At 56.5% G+C, this 17,492-nt stretch carries 12 protein-coding genes and 1 pseudogene; 6 read left to right on the top strand and 7 right to left on the bottom strand.

Going from position 1 to position 17,492, the window contains the following annotated elements; all coding sequences use genetic code 11:
- The first annotated feature begins 1 nt into the window (after nt 1).
- Together G6N80_RS07610 and G6N80_RS07605 are read left to right on the top strand one after the other, a co-directional pair.
- On the top strand, nt 2-478 hold the full coding sequence (locus G6N80_RS07610) for a tripartite tricarboxylate transporter TctB family protein (protein ID WP_165132780.1): 477 nt from the start codon (nt 2-4) through the stop codon (nt 476-478).
- A 10-nt stretch (nt 479-488) separates the two neighbouring features.
- Nucleotides 489-1,991: a tripartite tricarboxylate transporter permease gene (locus tag G6N80_RS07605; RefSeq protein WP_165132777.1), complete on the top strand. Its 1,503-nt coding sequence runs from the start codon at nt 489-491 to the stop codon at nt 1,989-1,991.
- A 259-nt stretch (nt 1,992-2,250) separates the two neighbouring features.
- Here the strand turns inward: G6N80_RS07605 and G6N80_RS07600 are convergent, their stop codons facing one another.
- Genes G6N80_RS07600 through G6N80_RS07585 form a run of 4 tightly spaced genes read right to left on the bottom strand, consistent with a single transcriptional unit; the run spans nt 2,251 to nt 8,198 of the window.
- Nucleotides 2,251-3,393, bottom strand: a complete 1,143-nt coding sequence (locus G6N80_RS07600; protein ID WP_062553177.1) for a hybrid sensor histidine kinase/response regulator — start codon at nt 3,391-3,393, stop codon at nt 2,251-2,253.
- 1 nt (nt 3,394) lies between these two features.
- Nucleotides 3,395-3,961 carry a chemotaxis protein CheB gene (locus tag G6N80_RS07595; RefSeq protein ID WP_062553176.1) on the bottom strand — a complete coding sequence of 189 codons (567 nt, stop codon included), beginning with the start codon at nt 3,959-3,961 and terminating at the stop codon, nt 3,395-3,397.
- Complete coding sequence (locus G6N80_RS07590; protein WP_156379038.1) at nt 3,958-4,791, bottom strand: CheR family methyltransferase; 834 nt, start codon at nt 4,789-4,791, stop codon at nt 3,958-3,960. The genes G6N80_RS07595 and G6N80_RS07590 overlap by 4 nt, the downstream gene beginning before the upstream one ends.
- The gene (locus G6N80_RS07585) at nt 4,788-8,198 is read right to left on the bottom strand and encodes a response regulator (protein ID WP_244484660.1); all 3,411 of its coding nucleotides are present in this window, start codon (nt 8,196-8,198) and stop codon (nt 4,788-4,790) included. Before G6N80_RS07585 ends, G6N80_RS07590 begins: the two co-directional genes overlap by 4 nt.
- A 226-nt stretch (nt 8,199-8,424) precedes the next feature.
- Between G6N80_RS07585 and G6N80_RS07580 the strand changes: the two genes are divergently transcribed.
- Nucleotides 8,425-9,282: a helix-turn-helix transcriptional regulator gene (locus G6N80_RS07580; protein ID WP_062553173.1), complete on the top strand. Its 858-nt coding sequence runs from the start codon at nt 8,425-8,427 to the stop codon at nt 9,280-9,282.
- A gap of 132 nt (nt 9,283-9,414) precedes the next feature.
- Nucleotides 9,415-10,048, top strand: a pseudogene (locus G6N80_RS07575) (tyrosine-type recombinase/integrase).
- Between the two features lie 102 nt (nt 10,049-10,150).
- On the opposite strand, the gene G6N80_RS07570 reads toward G6N80_RS07575, so the two are convergent.
- The 3 genes from G6N80_RS07570 to G6N80_RS07560 form a co-directional block, all read right to left on the bottom strand.
- The gene (locus G6N80_RS07570) at nt 10,151-10,726 is read right to left on the bottom strand and encodes a GNAT family N-acetyltransferase (RefSeq protein ID WP_062553171.1); all 576 of its coding nucleotides are present in this window, start codon (nt 10,724-10,726) and stop codon (nt 10,151-10,153) included.
- Nucleotides 10,727-10,922: 196 nt separating this feature from the next.
- Entirely contained in the window at nt 10,923-12,014 is a 1,092-nt protein-coding gene (locus G6N80_RS07565) for an ATP-binding protein (protein ID WP_062553170.1), read from the bottom strand.
- A complete protein-coding gene (locus G6N80_RS07560; RefSeq protein ID WP_062553277.1) occupies nt 12,011-12,700 on the bottom strand; it encodes a response regulator in 690 nt (229 codons plus the stop codon). Before G6N80_RS07560 ends, G6N80_RS07565 begins: the two co-directional genes overlap by 4 nt.
- A gap of 211 nt (nt 12,701-12,911) precedes the next feature.
- Here G6N80_RS07560 and G6N80_RS07555 point away from each other — a divergent pair, with 211 nt between their 5' ends.
- Complete coding sequence (locus G6N80_RS07555; protein ID WP_244484639.1) at nt 12,912-14,021, top strand: efflux RND transporter periplasmic adaptor subunit; 1,110 nt, start codon at nt 12,912-12,914, stop codon at nt 14,019-14,021.
- Between the two features lie 10 nt (nt 14,022-14,031).
- Nucleotides 14,032-17,121 (top strand): multidrug efflux RND transporter permease subunit, encoded by a 3,090-nt coding sequence (locus G6N80_RS07550; protein WP_165132774.1) that lies wholly within the window; start codon nt 14,032-14,034, stop codon nt 17,119-17,121.
- The last annotated feature ends 371 nt before the right edge of the window (nt 17,122-17,492 follow it).

Raw genomic sequence — 17,492 nt, 5'->3', positions numbered from 1 at the left:
TATGACACTGAGAATAAAATCGACCAAAGAGTTTGGCAGTGCACTGCTCTATGGAGCGCTGGGCATAGCCGGTTTCGTAATCGCAACCGATTATGGTTTCGGCACGGCCGGCCGCATGGGGCCTGGATATTTTCCGAGGATCATTTCCAGTCTGCTAATCCTGGTTGCTCTCGTATCACTGCTGCGAAGCTTCCGTCTGGATGGGGAGCCAGTTGGCCCTGTCAACTGGAAAGGGCTGCTGCTGGTCACGGCATCGGTATGCTTGTTCGGCCTCTTGCTGACAGGAGCAGGGTTGCCAGTGGCGCTGACCGTGCTTCTGTTGGTGTCCGCCCTTGCAAGCGATCATTTTGCCCTTTCGGTACGCTCGCTTGCCGCTCTCGTGGCGCTTGTTGCGGTTTGCACGCTGGTTTTCGTCAAGGGTCTGGGAGTGCCCATGCCGCTGACCGGAAGTTGGCTTTCGCTTCTGTTCGCTTCCTGAGGACCATCCAATGGATATGCTGTCAAATCTCTGGATGGGGCTCACGGTTGCCTCGTCGATCACCAATCTCGGTTATTGCCTGCTCGGCGTCTTTCTCGGCACCGCCATCGGCGTGCTGCCGGGCCTCGGCCCGGTCGCAACAATTGCGATGCTCTTGCCGCTGACCTTCGGCCTTCCCCCGGAAACGGCACTCATCATGCTGGCGGGCATTTATTACGGTGCCCAGTATGGGGGCTCCACAACTGCTATTCTTGTCAATTTGCCTGGTGAACCGTCTTCCGTGGTGACCGCGCTCGACGGACATCAGATGGCCCGTCAGGGCCAAGCGGGTCGGGCGCTTTCGACTGCGGCCATCGGCTCGTTTATCGCCGGAACGATCTCGACGCTGCTTATTGCGCTCTTTGCACCCGCCCTGGCGGTCGTGGCGCTACAGTTCGGGCCAGCAGAATACTTCGCCCTGATGGTACTTGGCCTGATTGCCTCTATTGTTATGGCATCCGGTTCGCTGTTGCAGGCCTTCGGCATGATCTTGACGGGATTGCTGCTCGGCATGGTCGGAACGGACGTCAACTCTGCCGTTCCGCGTTTCACTTTCGATGTGCCCATGCTCTCCGATGGTATCAATTTCGTCGTCCTCGCCATGGGCATCTTCGGACTGGGCGAGATTGTTGCCAATCTGGAGGCGGAGGGGGAGCGTACACTGCTTACCCGTAAGGTAACCGGCCTCATGCCGACACGCGAGGACTGGCGCCGAATCATTGGCCCGATTTTTCGTGGCACGGCGCTGGGTTCGGTGCTCGGCATCCTTCCCGGCGGTGGAGCAGCACTCGCTTCGTTTGGCTCCTATTCGCTGGAGAAGCGCCTCTCGAAGGAGCCGGAGCGTTTCGGCAAGGGAGCAATTGAAGGGGTGGCGGGGCCGGAATCGGCCAACAATGCCGGTGCACAAACGTCGTTCATCCCGATGCTGACCCTCGGCCTGCCATCGAATTCGGTGATGGCGCTGATGATAGGCGCCATGCTCATCCAGGGCATTCAGCCGGGGCCTTCGGTAATGACGGAGCAGCCGACGCTATTCTGGGGGCTGATCGCTTCGATGTGGATTGGCAATCTGATGCTGCTCGTGCTCAACCTGCCGCTCATCGGCCTCTGGGTGCGCATGATCGCCATTCCATATCACTTCCTGTTCCCCACCATCATCGCTCTGTGTGCCATCGGCGTCTTCAGCGTCAACAACAGCCTGTTCGATGTCTATGCCATGGCGCTGTTTGGCGCGGTAGGCTACCTCTTCCGCAAGCTGGACGTCGAGCCGGCGCCGATGCTGCTCGCCTTTATCCTCGGGCCCATGATGGAAGAATTCCTGCGACGCACGCTTCTTTTCTCCAAGGGTGACCCGAGCGTACTCTTCACCCGGCCGCTGAGCGCGAGCCTTCTCGTGATTGCGGCAATCATGTTGCTGCTGGTTGTTCTGCCGTCGGTCAGGAAGAGGCGGGAGGAGGCGTTCCAAGAGGGATGATGTAGGAAGGAAGAAGCGGTGACCGTGGCAAATCCTTGATACATTCACATGGATACGCACAGGTGCCGCGATACGGGCGTACTCTTCTGCCGCGGGTCTCATCCGCCTTTACAGCTTCAGCGCGATGTCAACTTCATCAGCTAGACAGATGGAAGTGGATTGTCGCGTTGCGGCCCCTCGCGGAAACAATTTCCGATTTGCGCCCTCAAGTCGGTTATATAGTACATTCTGACATGAACCTAAAAGCAGTCGTTCGCCGCTAAAGCGTTCGTTCAGCCAAAATCGGCAACTCAAGGATAAATGTGCTTCCTAGACCCGGACCACGGCTACTGACGGAGACATCACCGCCGTGCAACTCCATAAGCTGCTTGACGAGCGCAAGTCCGATTCCCAGCCCTTCATGCGCATGGTCCCGATGTTTCTCGACTTGTTCGAACATCTTAAAGATAGACTTTGAATCTTCTGGAGTGAGTCCCAGTCCATTGTCGGCAACACTTACGCGATAGGCATTTGTATGAGACTCTAGCACAACTTTGATCTGACCACCCGCTGGCGTGTATTTAGCAGCATTGTTCAGAAGGTTTGAAACACACTGCGTCAGCCGCACTTTGTCGGCAATTATGGTGCAGGGCTGCTCCGGAACGTTGATGCTCACAGCATGGTCTTGTTCCTCAAAAGCCTGTCTCGTCATCTCTACCGAAGTGGTGATCACCTCCTTCAGGTCGAATTCAGACATCACTAAGCTGATTTTGCCCTGCGTTATCCGGGACACGTCGAGCAGATCATCAACAAGCCTGACGATATGGTCCATCTGTTGCTGCATCAGGCTTTGGATCTGCTCCATCTTGGCAGCATCGGGTTTTCTCGCAAGCAACTTCAAGCCGCCGTTAAGTGCAGCGAGTGGATTACGCAACTCGTGCCCAAGCACGCTGATAAACTCGTTTTTGCGAGTATCAGCCATCTTAAGTGCCTGTGTCTGCTCTTCGAGCCTATCCCGTTGTTCCGCAATCATTCGTCGCTGCCGATACAATTCGGCAAAGGTCTCTGCCTTGCTGCGCAGGATATTTGGCTCGATCGGCTTCTGGATGAAATCGACGGCACCCGCTTCATAACCTTGAAATCGCCGTTCGGCAGAGTGGGAACCCGCAGTTACAAAGATGATTGGCACTCGCTTTGTTCGTTCATTGCCGCGCATCAGTTCGGCGAGCTCAAAGCCGTTCAGCCCAGGCATCTGAACATCAATGAGTGCAAGGGCCACATCATGTTTCAGCAGGAGTTCGAGCGCTTCATCACCCGATCTCGCCTTCAACAGTCTCAGGTCGTCACGATGGAGAAGCGCCTCCAGAGACAACAGGTTCTCTGGAAGGTCGTCCACGAGAAGGAAGGTGACATCGGTCTTCATTTTAGATGTTCTGCAAAAAGGTCGAAATATTCGACAAGTTGAGAATATTGGCGCTGGGGCATGCGCGCATGGCAGCCTCAGGCATAGCTTGGGCATAAGCCTCGGATGGATTCTGGATGACTGCTGTGCCTCCAGAGCGCATGACGGCCGCGAGCCCGCGAGCCCCATCATGATTGGCACCTGTCAGGATTACGGCCGTCAGTTGCGGTCCCCACACCTCGGCCGCGCTCTCAAATGCCACGTCGATCGAAGGCCGGGAGAACAGGACCTCTTCATCGCTGGACAATGCGATATGCGCTCGCCCCTCAAGCAGGAGATGATAGTCAGGAGGAGCGAAGTAGATGGTTCCCGCCTCGACTGGTTCCTTGTCCTCCGCCTCAATCGCGCGAAGTTGACATTTGAGATCGAAGATCGCAGCCAGGACACTGCGTTTCTTAGGCGGCAAGTGCACAATAACAAAAATAGGGTAAGGGAACGTCGCAGGCAGGCGCGGCAATATTGCCGACAGGGCTTCAAGCGCGCCGGCAGAGGCGCCAATTATGACTGCCCCCTTTGGATCGTCTTTCATGAGCCGATCCTTTGATAGATTTTCTCCTCACGGACGAATTCCCGGAAGCTATCGGCATGCGCTGAAAAGCGAAGCGTTTCCTTTGATCCTAAGCCCAAGAAACCATTGCGTGGCAAAGCCTCGCGAAACAGGCCGACGGCTCTGTCCTGTAAGTTCCGGTCGAAATAGATCATGACATTGCGACAGGAGACAAGCTGCATCTCCCCAAAAACCTGGTCCGTCACAAGGCTGTGGTCTGAAAAAACGACGTTGCGCCGCAGGCTTTTGTCCAGAATGCAGCGATTGTAGCCCGTCGTATAATAGTTAGATAAGGACCCCTTGCCGCCGGATTCTCGGTGGTTCTCGGTGAACAATCTGACCCGCTCGATGTCGTAAACGCCAGCCTCAGCCTGCGAGAGCGCATCTGGATTAATATCCGTTGCATAAAAAAGGGTGCGATCCTCCAGCCCCTCTTCACGAAACATGATGACGAAGGAATAGAGCTCCTCGCCTGAGCTGCAGCCAGCAATCCAGATCTTCAAGGAAGGGTAGGTGCGCAGATGCGGGATCACCTTTTCACGCATAGCCGCGAAATAGGAGGGATCCCTAAACATCTCGCTGACTTGAACCGTCAGATAGCGCAGCATGTCGGCCAGCATGTCCGGATGGTGCAGAACGCGTTCCTGCATTGCCGAGATTGTCGCAAAACCCAACTGTTCGCGCGCCTGACGCAACCGTCGACGGATTGACGACATGGCGTAGCTGCGAAAATCATAATGGTAGCGATGATAGAGCGCCTCCAGCAGCAGCCGGATCTCGATGTCCTCGACCGTTTCGAATATCTCCGTCATTGCGGCATCCATACGCGCACGAGTGACAGCAGCTTTTCGACGTCGAGTGGCTTGGCCATATAGTCGTTGGCACCGGCTTCAATACAGCGCTTCTGATCGTCAGGCATCGCCTTTGCGGTCAAGGTGATGATCGGTAGTTTCTGCCACGCTGAGTTCTTACGGATGTGGCGTGTGGCGGTGAGGCCATCCATGACGGGCATCATCACATCCATCAGCACGAGATCGATCTTGGCTTCCGGCTTGTTCCGCGATTGCTCCAGCTTGTCGAGTGCCTCCTCACCGTTTCGGGCGATCTCGACCAGCACGCCCCGCGGCTCAAGGATATTGGTCAGCGCATAAACGTTTCGCACGTCGTCTTCGACGATCAGGATACGGCGACCTTCCAAGAGTTCATCGCGATTGCGCGCCTTGCGGATCATCTGTTGCTGCTCATCCGGTAGTTCGGAGACGACCTGGTGCAGGAAGAGGGTCACTTCGTCGAGCAAGCGTTCGGGGGATTTTGCGCCCTTGATGATGATCGACTTCGAGTAGCGGCGCAGCCTCTGTTCCTCTTCTGACGAAAGAACGCGTCCCGTGTATACGATGACAGGTGGGAAGGAGTGCATGCCTTCCTGGCTGAGCGTCTCCAGGAGTGCGAAGCCCGATGCATCCGGCAAAGACAGATCCAGCACCATGCAGTCAAAGGTCTTTTCGGCCAAGAGTGCTATACACTCGGCCGCTGTGCCAGCTCCCGCAGTTTCGACTTCGTGGGATGACAACAGCTTCGACAATGCCTCGCGCTGCACTGTATTGTCTTCAACGATTAACACACGCCGCAACGTCTGCTCGGCTTTTGCGCCAAGGGATTCGATCATGGACACCAAGCGATCGCGCTGAACCGGTTTCAAAGCATAGCCGACTGCACCGAGTGAAAGCGCGCGATCGGAGTAGTCCTCGGCAGAGAGTATATGGACCGGGATGTGGCGCGTTCTGACGTCGCGCTTGAGGCGATCGAGCACCGAAAGGCCTGACTGATCGGGAAGACCCACATCAAGAAGAACGGCGTTCGGCAGGAACTGATGAGCAAGCTCAAGCGCTTCTTGAGCCGTGCCAGCCACCAGTGCTTTGAACTTCAGCTCGCGCGCCAGATCGCGCAGTATGGTTGCAAAGGACTGGTCGTCCTCAACAATCAGGAGCTTTCGCTCTGTTGCCGCAACCTTTGCCCGGTCATCCTCAACGATGGTAATGGCCTTCGGCTCTGCTGGCGCGATCTCGGCAAAAGGCGCCGGAACTGGGGCCATTATCGGTTGAGATTGATAAACCGGCTCCTGCCGTGGTGCTTTTACGAGTGTGCTACCGAACTCGGCGGGGACGACGATGGTGAAGGTGCTTCCGGCACCGACCTTGCTTTCGAGCAGGAAGTGACCGCCGAGCAACCGCACCAATTCGCGTGAGATTGACAGGCCAAGGCCAGTGCCGCCGAATTTACGGCTGATTGTGCTGTCGGCCTGATGGAATGCCTCAAAAATTCTCTTCTGCTGTTCTTCGGCGATCCCAATGCCCGTATCCTTGACCGCAAAGGCGAGCTGATTGTCACCGTAGGGGCGAACGTCCAGCGAAACGCTACCTGACTCCGTAAACTTCAGCGCATTGGCGAGCAGGTTCTTGAGGATCTGCTCAAGGCGCTGCGGGTCGGTTTGGATCACTGCTGGGACGCCAGCTTCAACAGACGCTTTGAACTGAAGGCCCTTATTTGATGCGAGCGGCTCAAACATGTGCCGTAACCCGCTGAGCGTGCGCTCGATGGACACGGCCTCAGGGTGAATCTCCACATGCCCGGCCTCAATTTTTGAAAGGTCAAGGATATCGTTGATCAGGTTCAGGAGGTCATTGCCAGACGACTGGATCGTTTGAGCGAACTGCACCTGCTGCGCCGTGAGGTTACCTTCCGAATTGTCGGCAAGAAGCTTGGCAAGGATCAGCGAGGAATTGAGCGGCGTGCGCAGCTCATGCGACATGTTGGCCAGGAAATCGGATTTATAGCGGCTCGCAAGTTCGACTTCCTTAGCTTTGGCCTCAATCGCGTCTTTCGAACGCTCCAAGTCGTCTCGCTGCTGCTCCAGTTCCTCTGCCTGTTCTTCGAGCTGGGAATTGGTCTGTTCAAGTTCCGCCTGCTGCTGTTCCAGCCGCGCCTGTTGTTCGCGAAGTGCGCGTCCTTGTTCTTCCAGCTCCTCGTTCGAAACGCGTAGCTCCTCGCCTTGGACCTGCAGTTCTTCCGACTGGCGTTGAGTTTCTTCCAGCAGTGCCTGCAATCTTGCTCTGAACTCTGCAGACCTGATTGCGACGGCAATGATTTCCGATGCTTTTTCGAGAAGCGACAGGGTGTCATCGCTGACAGGCGACAGGAAACCGAGTTCAAAGACGCCTCGGATATCGCCTTCGACGATTGCCGGTCCCAAGGCGAGATAGCGCGGCTTGTGCTGCCCAAGGCCCGAGCCAAAACTGATATAGCCGTCAGGAACCTCCCCAACCGCGATCGGGCGGTGATCTTTCAGGACATGTCCAAAGAGGCTGTCATTCTCCCCAAAGCTCGTTGGAAGGTTTGCGCCAGACGGCACCCCGTGGACCGCCGTACGGTGAAACCGACCCCCATTCTCGACATAGATCGCTCCGGCGACCGCGCCGAGATAGTTTGTCAAAAAGCCGAGAACATTTTCGCCTAGCTTAGCAAGTGGTTGTTCGCCGGAGACAGCCGACCCCAGGCCCAGTTGGGCCTCCCTCAGCCACTGCTCTCGCTTTTGGGCCAGCGCAGTTTTCCTGAGCAGTGCTGATATAACCAATGTCAGAATAATACCTACGGCACCAGTCGCGACACCGCTTGCCCATGCAATCACAAATGCCCTGTCTCGTTGTTGCAGGTGCTCGCTACGCTCTTCCCCTGCCTCAAGCCGCATTTGCTGGACCGTGTCCCGAATGCCATCCATATCGCTGCGACCGCGGTCTGTCCTCAGTTGAGCCAATGCGGCGGACTGTCCTTCTTCCCGGTAGAGCCGAAGTGTCTCCCTCATGGTTTCCAGCTTGGAAACAGTAAAGGCTCGCAATTCGGACGGACCGCCACGCTCCCGCATTTCGGGTGTCGCTATTGATTCGAGCATCTCAATGCGGTTACCGACTTGAGACATCGCGCGATTGTAGGGACCTAGATATTCATCCCCCCCTGTAAGAAGATAGCCTCTTAGGCCCGTCTCTGCGTCCTGTATGTCAATCAGAAGCAGGTCGAGAGCAACAATTAACGAATGGGTTTGAGTAACCCGGGCGCTGTTGTCCCTGATGTTTTGAACAGTAAAGAAAGACAATGCTGAGCTTGCAACGAAAAACACGATCGCAGCCAACAGTCCGATCAAGGCGTTTCGCTCAAGGCCGAGCATTCGGCTACCTGTCAATACGGATGTCTTTCGGTGCATGTCGCGACTCTGAATGTTTGGGGTGTCGAGGGACTGCCGCCGTTTTCATGGCCATGGTCGACAGATGATTTGCATGCGGTGGTGTGAGCGTTATGAATGTTTGAACCTGTCTGCGAGTGCACCAAAGCCGATCGCGCAGTAAGAGTTCAGGTAGCAATAATTTGATCGAGAGCGCAAGAATGTACTGAGAATGGAACAAACAGAATTGCTTGACCTCCAGGGCGTCGCCCAGCCCCCACGGCGTATGCTGAGGAAACACAGCGGTTTCAGCGTGGAAACCGTCCGTCCCGATTTAGGCGCCGCTTTCAGCTATGACTGGACCAGCAACCTGCATTTCTGCGCCTACCATGACATTGTACTGGAAGATGGAGGGATCCGTGCCGGAGATGGGGCGGAGGACAACCGCCGCGATCTACGGCATACGCTTACCTATGTCCCTCGCGGAGCGCGTGTCTCCGGCTGGTCCAGTCTGAGCAGACGAAAGAACTCGTTTACTGCCATCTATTTTGATCCTGCCTCCATGCGAGAAGAGCTTGGCGCGCGCTTCATCGAGCGTGCTGATGAAAAGGTCTATTACCGGAGCGAGGAGGTCGAGGGATACATGCGCCAGTGGGCGAGACTATTGGCTCAAGATCATTCCGACGGTCTGTACGAAGAAGCGTTGGGGCTCGTTACCGTCTTGGCGATCCACAAGGCATCGACGTATGAATTCAAAGCCGGTCGTCCTCTTGGCAGGGCATCTCTCGCTCTCGTTGAAGAGTTTATCGATGAGAACCTCGGTTCGGATTTGACGCTGTCAGCCCTTGCAGAAATCACTGGCCTAAGCCGGTTTCATTTCAGCAGGGCGTTCAAGTCGGCGACCGGAGAAACGCCGTACCAGCGTGTGCTCAGACGCCGTATGGAAAGGGCCAAATTGCTCATGGCCTCTGGAGAAATGTCGATCAACCAGATCGCGGAATGTTTGGGCTTTCAGGATGCCTCCTACTTCCAAAGGACCTTCAGGTCATGGGTTGGTATGAGCGTGAAAGAGTTCAGGGACCGCAGGTGAGTTTTCACCAAACCTCCTGTGTCCGCTTACGCAGTAAATGCGACAGGAGCGGATAGTCATCAGTCGGCCCCGTCATCTTACTCCAAGGTGCGCGTTCTCTCAGTGGCCAATGGTGGCCATAGGAGAACTGAAATGGGTATTTCACAATATGATCCTGGCGCACTGGGTCGACCGGCTTGGAACGCGGGCAAGCAAGTTAGCGTCAAGAAGCCCCTGAAGCAGCGTCAGATCTGGGCAGTCCGCTTCTTCCTGGACCGTGAAGGAAGAATGCGAGATCGGGCGCTTTTCTATCTTGCGATCGACAGCAAGCTCCGTGGCTGTTGATCTGGTAAAGCTGAAGATCGGGACACTTGTCACCGGCCACGACATTCGAACTCGGGCGATGGTCGTCCAGCAGAAGACCGGACGACCCGTGCAGTTCGAAATCACGACGGAGGTCAGAGCTAGTCTGCTTGCCTGGCTTCAACGAAGGGGGGGAACAGTCGATGACTATGCCTTTCCCAGTCGCGTCGGCCACGCAGATCATCTTAGCACTCGGCAGTACGCCCGACTGGTCGATGAGTGGGTGACGGCGATCGGGCTTCGTCGGGAGGATTACGGTACGCATTCCCTGCGGCGAACGAAGGCTGCCATGATCTACAAGGCCACTGGCAATCTTCGAGCGATCCAGATCCTGCTTGGCCATACCAAGATCGAGAACACAGTCAGATATCTCGGCGTCGACATTGAGGACGCGCTAGAACTGGCCGAGCGGACTGAAATCTGAATGAGGACGGCCCCGCACGTCGTGGGGCCGCTCCTTTCCCCGGAGAGCCTCTCCAAGGATTCGATCCGCTTTGCGCTTTCGTTTCCGCCGATCAGCGGGCGTTCAGGGTTTCCTGTAAGCAGCCGTTCGCCGGCGAGGTGCAACATCTCCTCCGTTTGACCGCATCACCTTCTCAAACAGAAATCCTTCGTCGTCCGGCAGATCACTCGGACCTGGTTTGTGTGCATCGGGGAACTTGGCGTGGTGAAACGCGATAATCTTGAAGCCGCACTTGTTCACGTAGAAGTGGATGTTCCGCTTCTCGAAATAAGGCGTATGGGTTTGCCAGGTAATCGTTTTCGGATAGCGCGCTTCTATTGTAAGCCACGCCTTATGACCCAGCCCTTGGCCATGCTCGCCAACCTTGAGGAAAAAGAGGTCAAGCGCATTGTGATGCGTCTCCTCATTGATGGTTACGACCGCACCACCGACCTTCTTGCCGTCTGAGAGAATATGCAAGGTAACAGCGCCCGATGCATTGATGGAGCTGTCGAGGTCTTCGTCGGAAGGGATCGGGCCATCTGGCAGAGCCCCATACGTATCGATCACTGCGAGCGAAAATGCTTCTTGGAGCTCTGCCTTGAAGTCAGGGAGATCATCCGGATGGGCGACCGACAGGGTGATGTTGTGATTGGTCATTACGCCTTTCCTATAGCTCGCGGAGGCTGAGCGATGTTCTGCGCCCATAGCCACGTCTTCCGTCATCGAAAGCACGCCATCCTGCTAAGGCCTGGAATGTTTTCGTCAAACAGAGTTAGCAACCTAGCCTTGCCGAGTTGTGGAGGTCGTGTGGAGAATGTGTGGAGGCGTATGGCCAAGGGGGAGGGAGCCTCAGCTATCCGGGGAAGCTGCTCTGAATTGCAGATCCCACGACTGCCTCACCGAGAACGATCTCGAACATGGCACCGCGAGTGTAAGACGGTGTGTAGCGGATTGTCCCGCCATGAGCCTCGATGATCGCCCGGACGACGGAGAGACCCAAACCATTTCCGCCCTTCTCCAGCGAGCCGGACTGTCCGCCTCTCCGGAAAGGTTCGAACGCGGAATCGGCGAAGTCCGGGGCAAGGCCTGGACCTTCGTCGACGACACGCAGGATCACCTGGTTGCTCTCCACGCCAAGGCTGATCTCGATGACGCCTCGATGCGCGTATCGGCGTGCATTGGTGACGAGGGCGAGAAGGGCCTGTCGGATCCGCATGGGATCAACCTGGACCGTCAAATCGGAAAGGTCGAGCTTCAGCTCGAAGCCTTCTTGTTTCAGGTCCTGCTCCAGCACGGCACCAAGTTTGAGGATCTCGTCCTTCAGCCGAACAGGCTGCAGGCGAAGATCAAGGTGACCACTATCGGCAAGGGTTACCGTACGCAGATCCTCCACCAGCCTTGCCAGGGAATCGACTTGCAGGACAAGCGCCTGAAGCGACTTTTCGTCAGGCTCAAAAACGCCATCGATCATGCCCTGCAGGCGGCCCTTGAGAATGGTCAGAGGTGTCCGCAATTCATGGGCAATCGTGGCATTCCAGAGCTTCATGTCCGAGGCCATGTCCTGCAGGCGCTGCGCCATGGCGTTGAAGTCCTCAACAAGAAGGGCCGTTTCCCCGAGAGAATGATCGCCGGGCAAGGCACGGGCCGAAAGATCGCCGTCCTTTATCTGCCGGGCACTTTTCGCCAAGGATTCCAGCGGCTCGAGAATGCGGCGCGCCAACCGGATCGACGCGATCGCGGCGACGAGCAGTGCGATCAGGATCAGAACGCCCAGTATTATGAAATCGAAACCCGTCAGCCAATTGTCCGTGTTCTCGGACCACGGTGAGAAATAGAAGAGGATGGTGAAGGCTAGATAGGTGCCAAAGAAGACGAGCAGACCGGCCGCCACGGTGACTGATGCCATGGCAAGCAAAATCTGCCGGCTAAGGCCCTTCATGATCATGGATCAACCCCAAGGCGGTAGCCAACGCCTCGAATGCTGATCAACAAGCCTTCGCCTCCCGCCTGTTCGAGCTTCTTGCGAAGCTTGCTCAAATGACTGTCGATCGTTCGATCCAAAGCGTCAGAGCCGGGCAGGCAGGCGTCGACGAGTTCGGCTCGCGAGAAGACCTTGTTGGGTGTCCGAGCGAGATGGGCAAGGAGCCTGAATTCGGTCAGTGTCAGGGGAACGGCAACTGGTCCACCGTCCTTCTCGATCTTGACCTGATAGCTGTCGAGATCGATGGCCAGGCTTCCTACTCGGATTACAGCCCCCGCCTGCGCCAAACCTGCCCGACGCAGCACGGCCTTGGCTCGTGCGACGACTTCAATCGGGTTGAATGGCTTGACAATATAGTCGTCCGCGCCGATGCGCAGTCCCTGTAGGCGGTCGACGTCCTCATCAAGCGCCGTGATCATGATGACGGGCGTGCGACCCCGTCTCTGGATCTCGGCGAGGAGCTCAAAGCCGTCCAGGCGCGGCATGGTGATATCAGCGAGGACGATATCGGGTTTCAAGGATCGGTGCAGATCGAGTGCGACCTGCCCGTCGCGGGCATGCACGGTGCGGAAGCCTTCGCGGGCAAAATAGGCTTCGAGGATACCGGCGATCTCCGCATCGTCTTCCGCAATTAGAACAAGTTCCGTCATCGTCATCATACTCCTGCCGTCATGAATGCCATCGAACGGTTTCCGGGTCGAGGGCGCGCGGGCCGTCTCCATGAGATCGCAACAGAACCTACACAAACCGCCAACGCCAGTCTTCTACAGGATCGCCGTCAAAGCTCTTCCTCTTAGAAAGATGATGCATCGGATGCGAAGGTTAGCGTTCTTTTGGATTTTATTCTTGGTCTGTATCCCGATGCTGGCGCTGATAGCGTGTAGTGACGAACCGGATAGAGAGAGTACCGCTTCGCTCACAGAGAAGCCCCCTCGTGTCAGGGTCTTGACCGTGCAGCCTCAGGTGGTGACTGTTTATGATGAGCTGCCGGGACGGGTCTCCGCTTTTCGCACCGCCGAGATCCGCGCGCAGGTCAACGGCATTATTCAAAAGAGGCTGTTTCAAGAGGGTGCCTTTGTTGCAGCCGACACACCGCTCTTCCAGATCGATCCAGCGCCGTTTGCGGCCGAAGCCGATGCTGCTGAGGCAGTGCTGGCCCGGACCGAGGCGGAGTTCGACAATGCAAGAGTGAAGTTCGAAAGAGCGAAGGTTCTAGCGGCGCAGAAAATTACGAGCGATGAAGCCTTGAACAATGCAGCCGCGGCGATGGCTCAAGCAAGGGCCGGCGTTGCGGAAGCCAAGGCTAATCTGGCGCGACGCAGGCTCGAGCTTTCTAATGCCACCATCCGAAGCCCGATCAGTGGCACGATCGGACAATCCTTCATGACCGAAGGCGGCCTTGCCTCTTCAGCGTCGACAACCCCGCTCGCAGTCATCCAGCAAATAGATCAGGTGTATGTGGATGTCCGTCAATCGCTCGTGAGCCGGGAAGGGCTAACCGAAACAGCATCCGGCGACGGAATGGGTGACCCGGAAGAACTACCTGTCAAAATCAAAACGATAACGGGCAAACCTTTCGGCCATGACGGGCGACTGCTTTTCTCCGATATTTCAGTCGACACCGCAACCGGCAGTCTTGGACTTCGGATCATCGTTCCCAATCCAGAGGGGGAACTCTTGCCGGGCATGTTCATCCGCGCGTTGGTCCCGCGCGAGGTCTACGTCGCGGCTCTCTTGGTTCCGCAGGAGGCCGTTATACGTGACCTTGCCGGGAAACCTCAGCTCGTCTCCGTTACGGCAGACAAAACGGCGCTCAGACGTACTGTGGAACTGGGCCCACTGATCGGCGGAAATTACGTCGTCCAGAGTGGTCTCTCCATTGGCGACACCGTGGTTGTGCTCGGACAGGAGCGCATACGCGACGGGCAGATACTGGAGACGACATCTGTATCCCCCGAAAAGGAAGGTTAGGATGATGACGATGCCACAATTTTTCATCGACCGCCCGGTCTTCGCTTGGGTCATAGCCATTGTCATCGTCATCGCGGGCCTGATTTCGATTCCGCAATTACCAGTGGCACGCTTTCCGGCCATTGCCCCCCCAAGCGTATCCATTTTTGCCAGCTACGTCGGTGCCACGCCACAAGTTATCAATGACAGCGTCACCAGCTTGATCGAGCGCGAAATCTCAGGGGCAAAAAACGTTCTCTATTTCGATTCCTCTACAGATTCGTCTGGGTCAGCGACCATTACCGTAACCTTCAAACCAGGAACGGATGCGCAGCTTGCACAGGTAGATATTCAGAACAGATTGAAGGCGGTTGAATCGCGATTGCCAGAGTCTGTGCGCCGCGCTGGTCTGACGGTTGAATCTGCATCGTCTGGCTTCCTGATGATCGTCTCGTTGAAGTCGATTGATGGCTCTGTCGACGCACTCGCCCTCAATGATTACCTCGCGCGCAGCATTGCTCCAGAGCTGAAGCGTGTTGCTGGCGTTGGTCGAGTTCAATCTTTTGGCTCCGAAGCTGCGATGCGCATCTGGATCGATCCCATGCGTCTTCTGGCCTATTCCATTTCCATGGCGGAGGTAACACAAGCCATACAGTCGCAGAATGTTCAGGTCGCGCCGGGGCGATTGGGCGATGCTCCGGCTATTCCAGGTCAGAAAGTTACCGTACCGCTCAACGTCAAGGGTCAACTTCAGACGCCAGAGGCGTTCGCCGGAATCATCTTGCGCTCCAATGCAGACGGATCGCGAGTGACACTTGGCGACGTTGCGCGCATCGAGGTGGGGTCGCAGTCTTCCGGCTTCACCATCCTTGACGGCGGCAAGTCGGCTACGGCAGCCGCTATCCAGATGACTCCCGGGGCAAATGCGCTCAGCACATCAAGCGGGGTTCGTGCGCGGCTCGCAGAGCTTTCCCTGACCCTGCCGGCGGGCATCGAGTATGCGATCTCTTACGACACGGCACCTTTCGTGAAGGTCTCGATCCTGAAAGTGGCGCAGACACTGGCGGAGGCCATGATGCTCGTCTTTCTCATCATGCTGCTCTTCCTGCAGAACATTCGCTACACGCTCATTCCGGCGATCGTAGCGCCGATAGCACTGCTTGGTACCTTCGCCGTCATGCTGGCTTTGGGGTATTCCATCAATGTGCTGACGATGTTCGGCATGGTTCTCGCAATCGGGATCATCGTCGACGACGCAATCGTCGTTGTTGAAAACGTCGAGCGCCTGATGGCAAAGGAAGGGCTGTCACCGCGTGAGGCCACACGCAAAGCCATGAGCGAGATCACAGGTGCAGTGATCGGAATCACGCTTGTACTGACGGCTGTGCTTCTTCCGATGGGGCTAGCCTCAGGCTCGGTTGGCGCGATCTACCGCCAGTTTACAGTGTCGATGGCGGTCTCAATCGCTTTCTCGGCGTTTCTGGCTCTCAGCCTCACCCCCGCTCTTTGCGCTAGCCTGTTAAAGCCGATCGACCCCGCGCATCATCAGCGGAAAGGAGTATTCGGCTGGTTCAACCGCGGCTTTGACCGCTTGACCGAGGGCTACACGAGTTGGGTCACCCGCCTTGTTCATAAGACCGGCCGGACAATGCTCGTCTATCTCGCGATTGTAGGCGCGGTCGCCTATGGCTACAGCACGCTGGCCGCGGCATTCGTGCCGGAGGAAGACCAGGGATCCTTTATGACATCCGTCACTCTGCCGGCAGAGGCAACGGCCGAACGCACCCGAGACGTCGTTAGTCTCTTCGAAAAGCATGTCCAGACAAGGCCGAATATCGTCAACAACCTGACGATCATGGGTTTTGGTTTCTCGGGCTCGGGCACCAATACGGCCATGGCCTTCACCAGCCTCAAAGATTGGGGGCAACGCTCAGGCAGCGTCGATGACGAGGTCAACGCTGCAACCGAAGCCATGGCTGCCGCGCCGGAGGGCGAGGTTCTCAGCATGAAGCCGCCGGCAATCGATGAGCTCGGTACAACTTCCGGGTTTACGCTCAGGCTGCAGGACCGCGTCAATCATGGAGGAAAGGCGCTTGCTGAGGCTGCAGCCCAACTGACGCAGCTTGCCTCTCAGAGCAAGTTGCTCAGCGATGTCCGTGTGGACGGGCTGCCCAACGGTCCGAGCGTTACCCTAGTGGTCGATCGCCAGAAGGCGAGTGCTTTGGGTGTCGCCTATACGACGATCAGTGACACGCTCAGTGGCTCTGTCGGCTCGACCTATGTGAACGATTTCCCGCGTGACGGTCGGCTGCAACAGGTCATCGTCCAGGCCGAGCCACGAAGCCGCATGCAGGTGGACGATATCCTTAACCTGCATGTTCACAGCGATAGCGGAAAGATGGTTCAGCTCTCCGAGATCCTGACAGCAGAATGGTCGACCATTCCGCTGCAGGTGACACGGTATAATGGTTATCCGTCCCTCAGTCTGTCAGGATCGGCAGCAAAGGGTGTTTCAAGCGGTGAGGCCATGGATGAAATCGAGCAATTGGCGCTCAAACTTCCTAAGGGCTTTGCCGTCGAATGGACAGGGCAGTCACTGCAGGAGCGGCAATCGGGGGCGCAAGCGCCCATGCTGATGGCCTTCTCGTTCCTGATTGTCTTTCTGGTCTTGGCTGCACTTTACGAAAGCTGGACCATTCCGCTCTCCGTCATGCTGGTGGTCCCGCTCGGCATTCTCGGAGCGGTGATCGCAGTTCATCTGCGGGGCCTGGAAAACGACGTCTTCTTCAAGGTAGGCCTGATTACCCTGATTGGCCTCTCTGCCAAGAATGCGGTGCTGATTGTCGAGTTCGCGCGGAAGCGCCAAAGGGATGGACTGGGATTGGCAGACGCTGTCGTCGAAGCAGCGCGCATGCGCCTTCGCCCCATCGTCATGACCTCACTCGCCTTTACCTTGGGTGTCGTGCCGTTGGTCATAGCTTCTGGCGCGAGCTCTGAGACCCAGAATGCAATTGGAACCGGTTTGTTTGGCGGAATGATCTCCGGTACGGTGCTAGCGGTGATTTTTGTTCCGGTGTTCTACTTGATTATTGTGCGCCTTATTCGCCCGTCAAAAGTCTAAGCTGGCTCCGCAGCAACGGCTATCCTGCAGAACTGATGTCGTAGTGCCTATAGGGTTGTCCGCTGCGTTAGTCCAAGAGACAGAAGCGGACAGTCCGCTCTCGGCCCCGTTGCGGTCATTGATCGCGGGTCCCCAGCCAAATTTTCTTGTGTCGCTTGAGGTTAATTGATGGCCTGAAGGATCGCAGCCGAGACCGCTCAACTTGTTGAGAAGACGTCGATTTTTCGAATTGGAAAGGGTCGCAGATTTAGAGCAAAAAAGCGGCCTAAAATGGCCTGCCTGGGAGACCTGGATTCTCACATGATTTCAATGACTTAGAGAAATCACCTTTGTTTTCCTTATCTTTTCCCATCGCGAGCGACCGTGGATGC

Origin of the sequence: Rhizobium rhizoryzae, from assembly GCF_011046895.1 — a bacterium.
In the GTDB taxonomy this organism is placed as follows: Bacteria; Pseudomonadota; Alphaproteobacteria; order Rhizobiales; family Rhizobiaceae; genus Neorhizobium; species Neorhizobium rhizoryzae.
The sequence above is the reverse complement of the archived record's forward strand: the minus strand, read 5'-3'. Positions and strand labels throughout refer to the sequence as shown.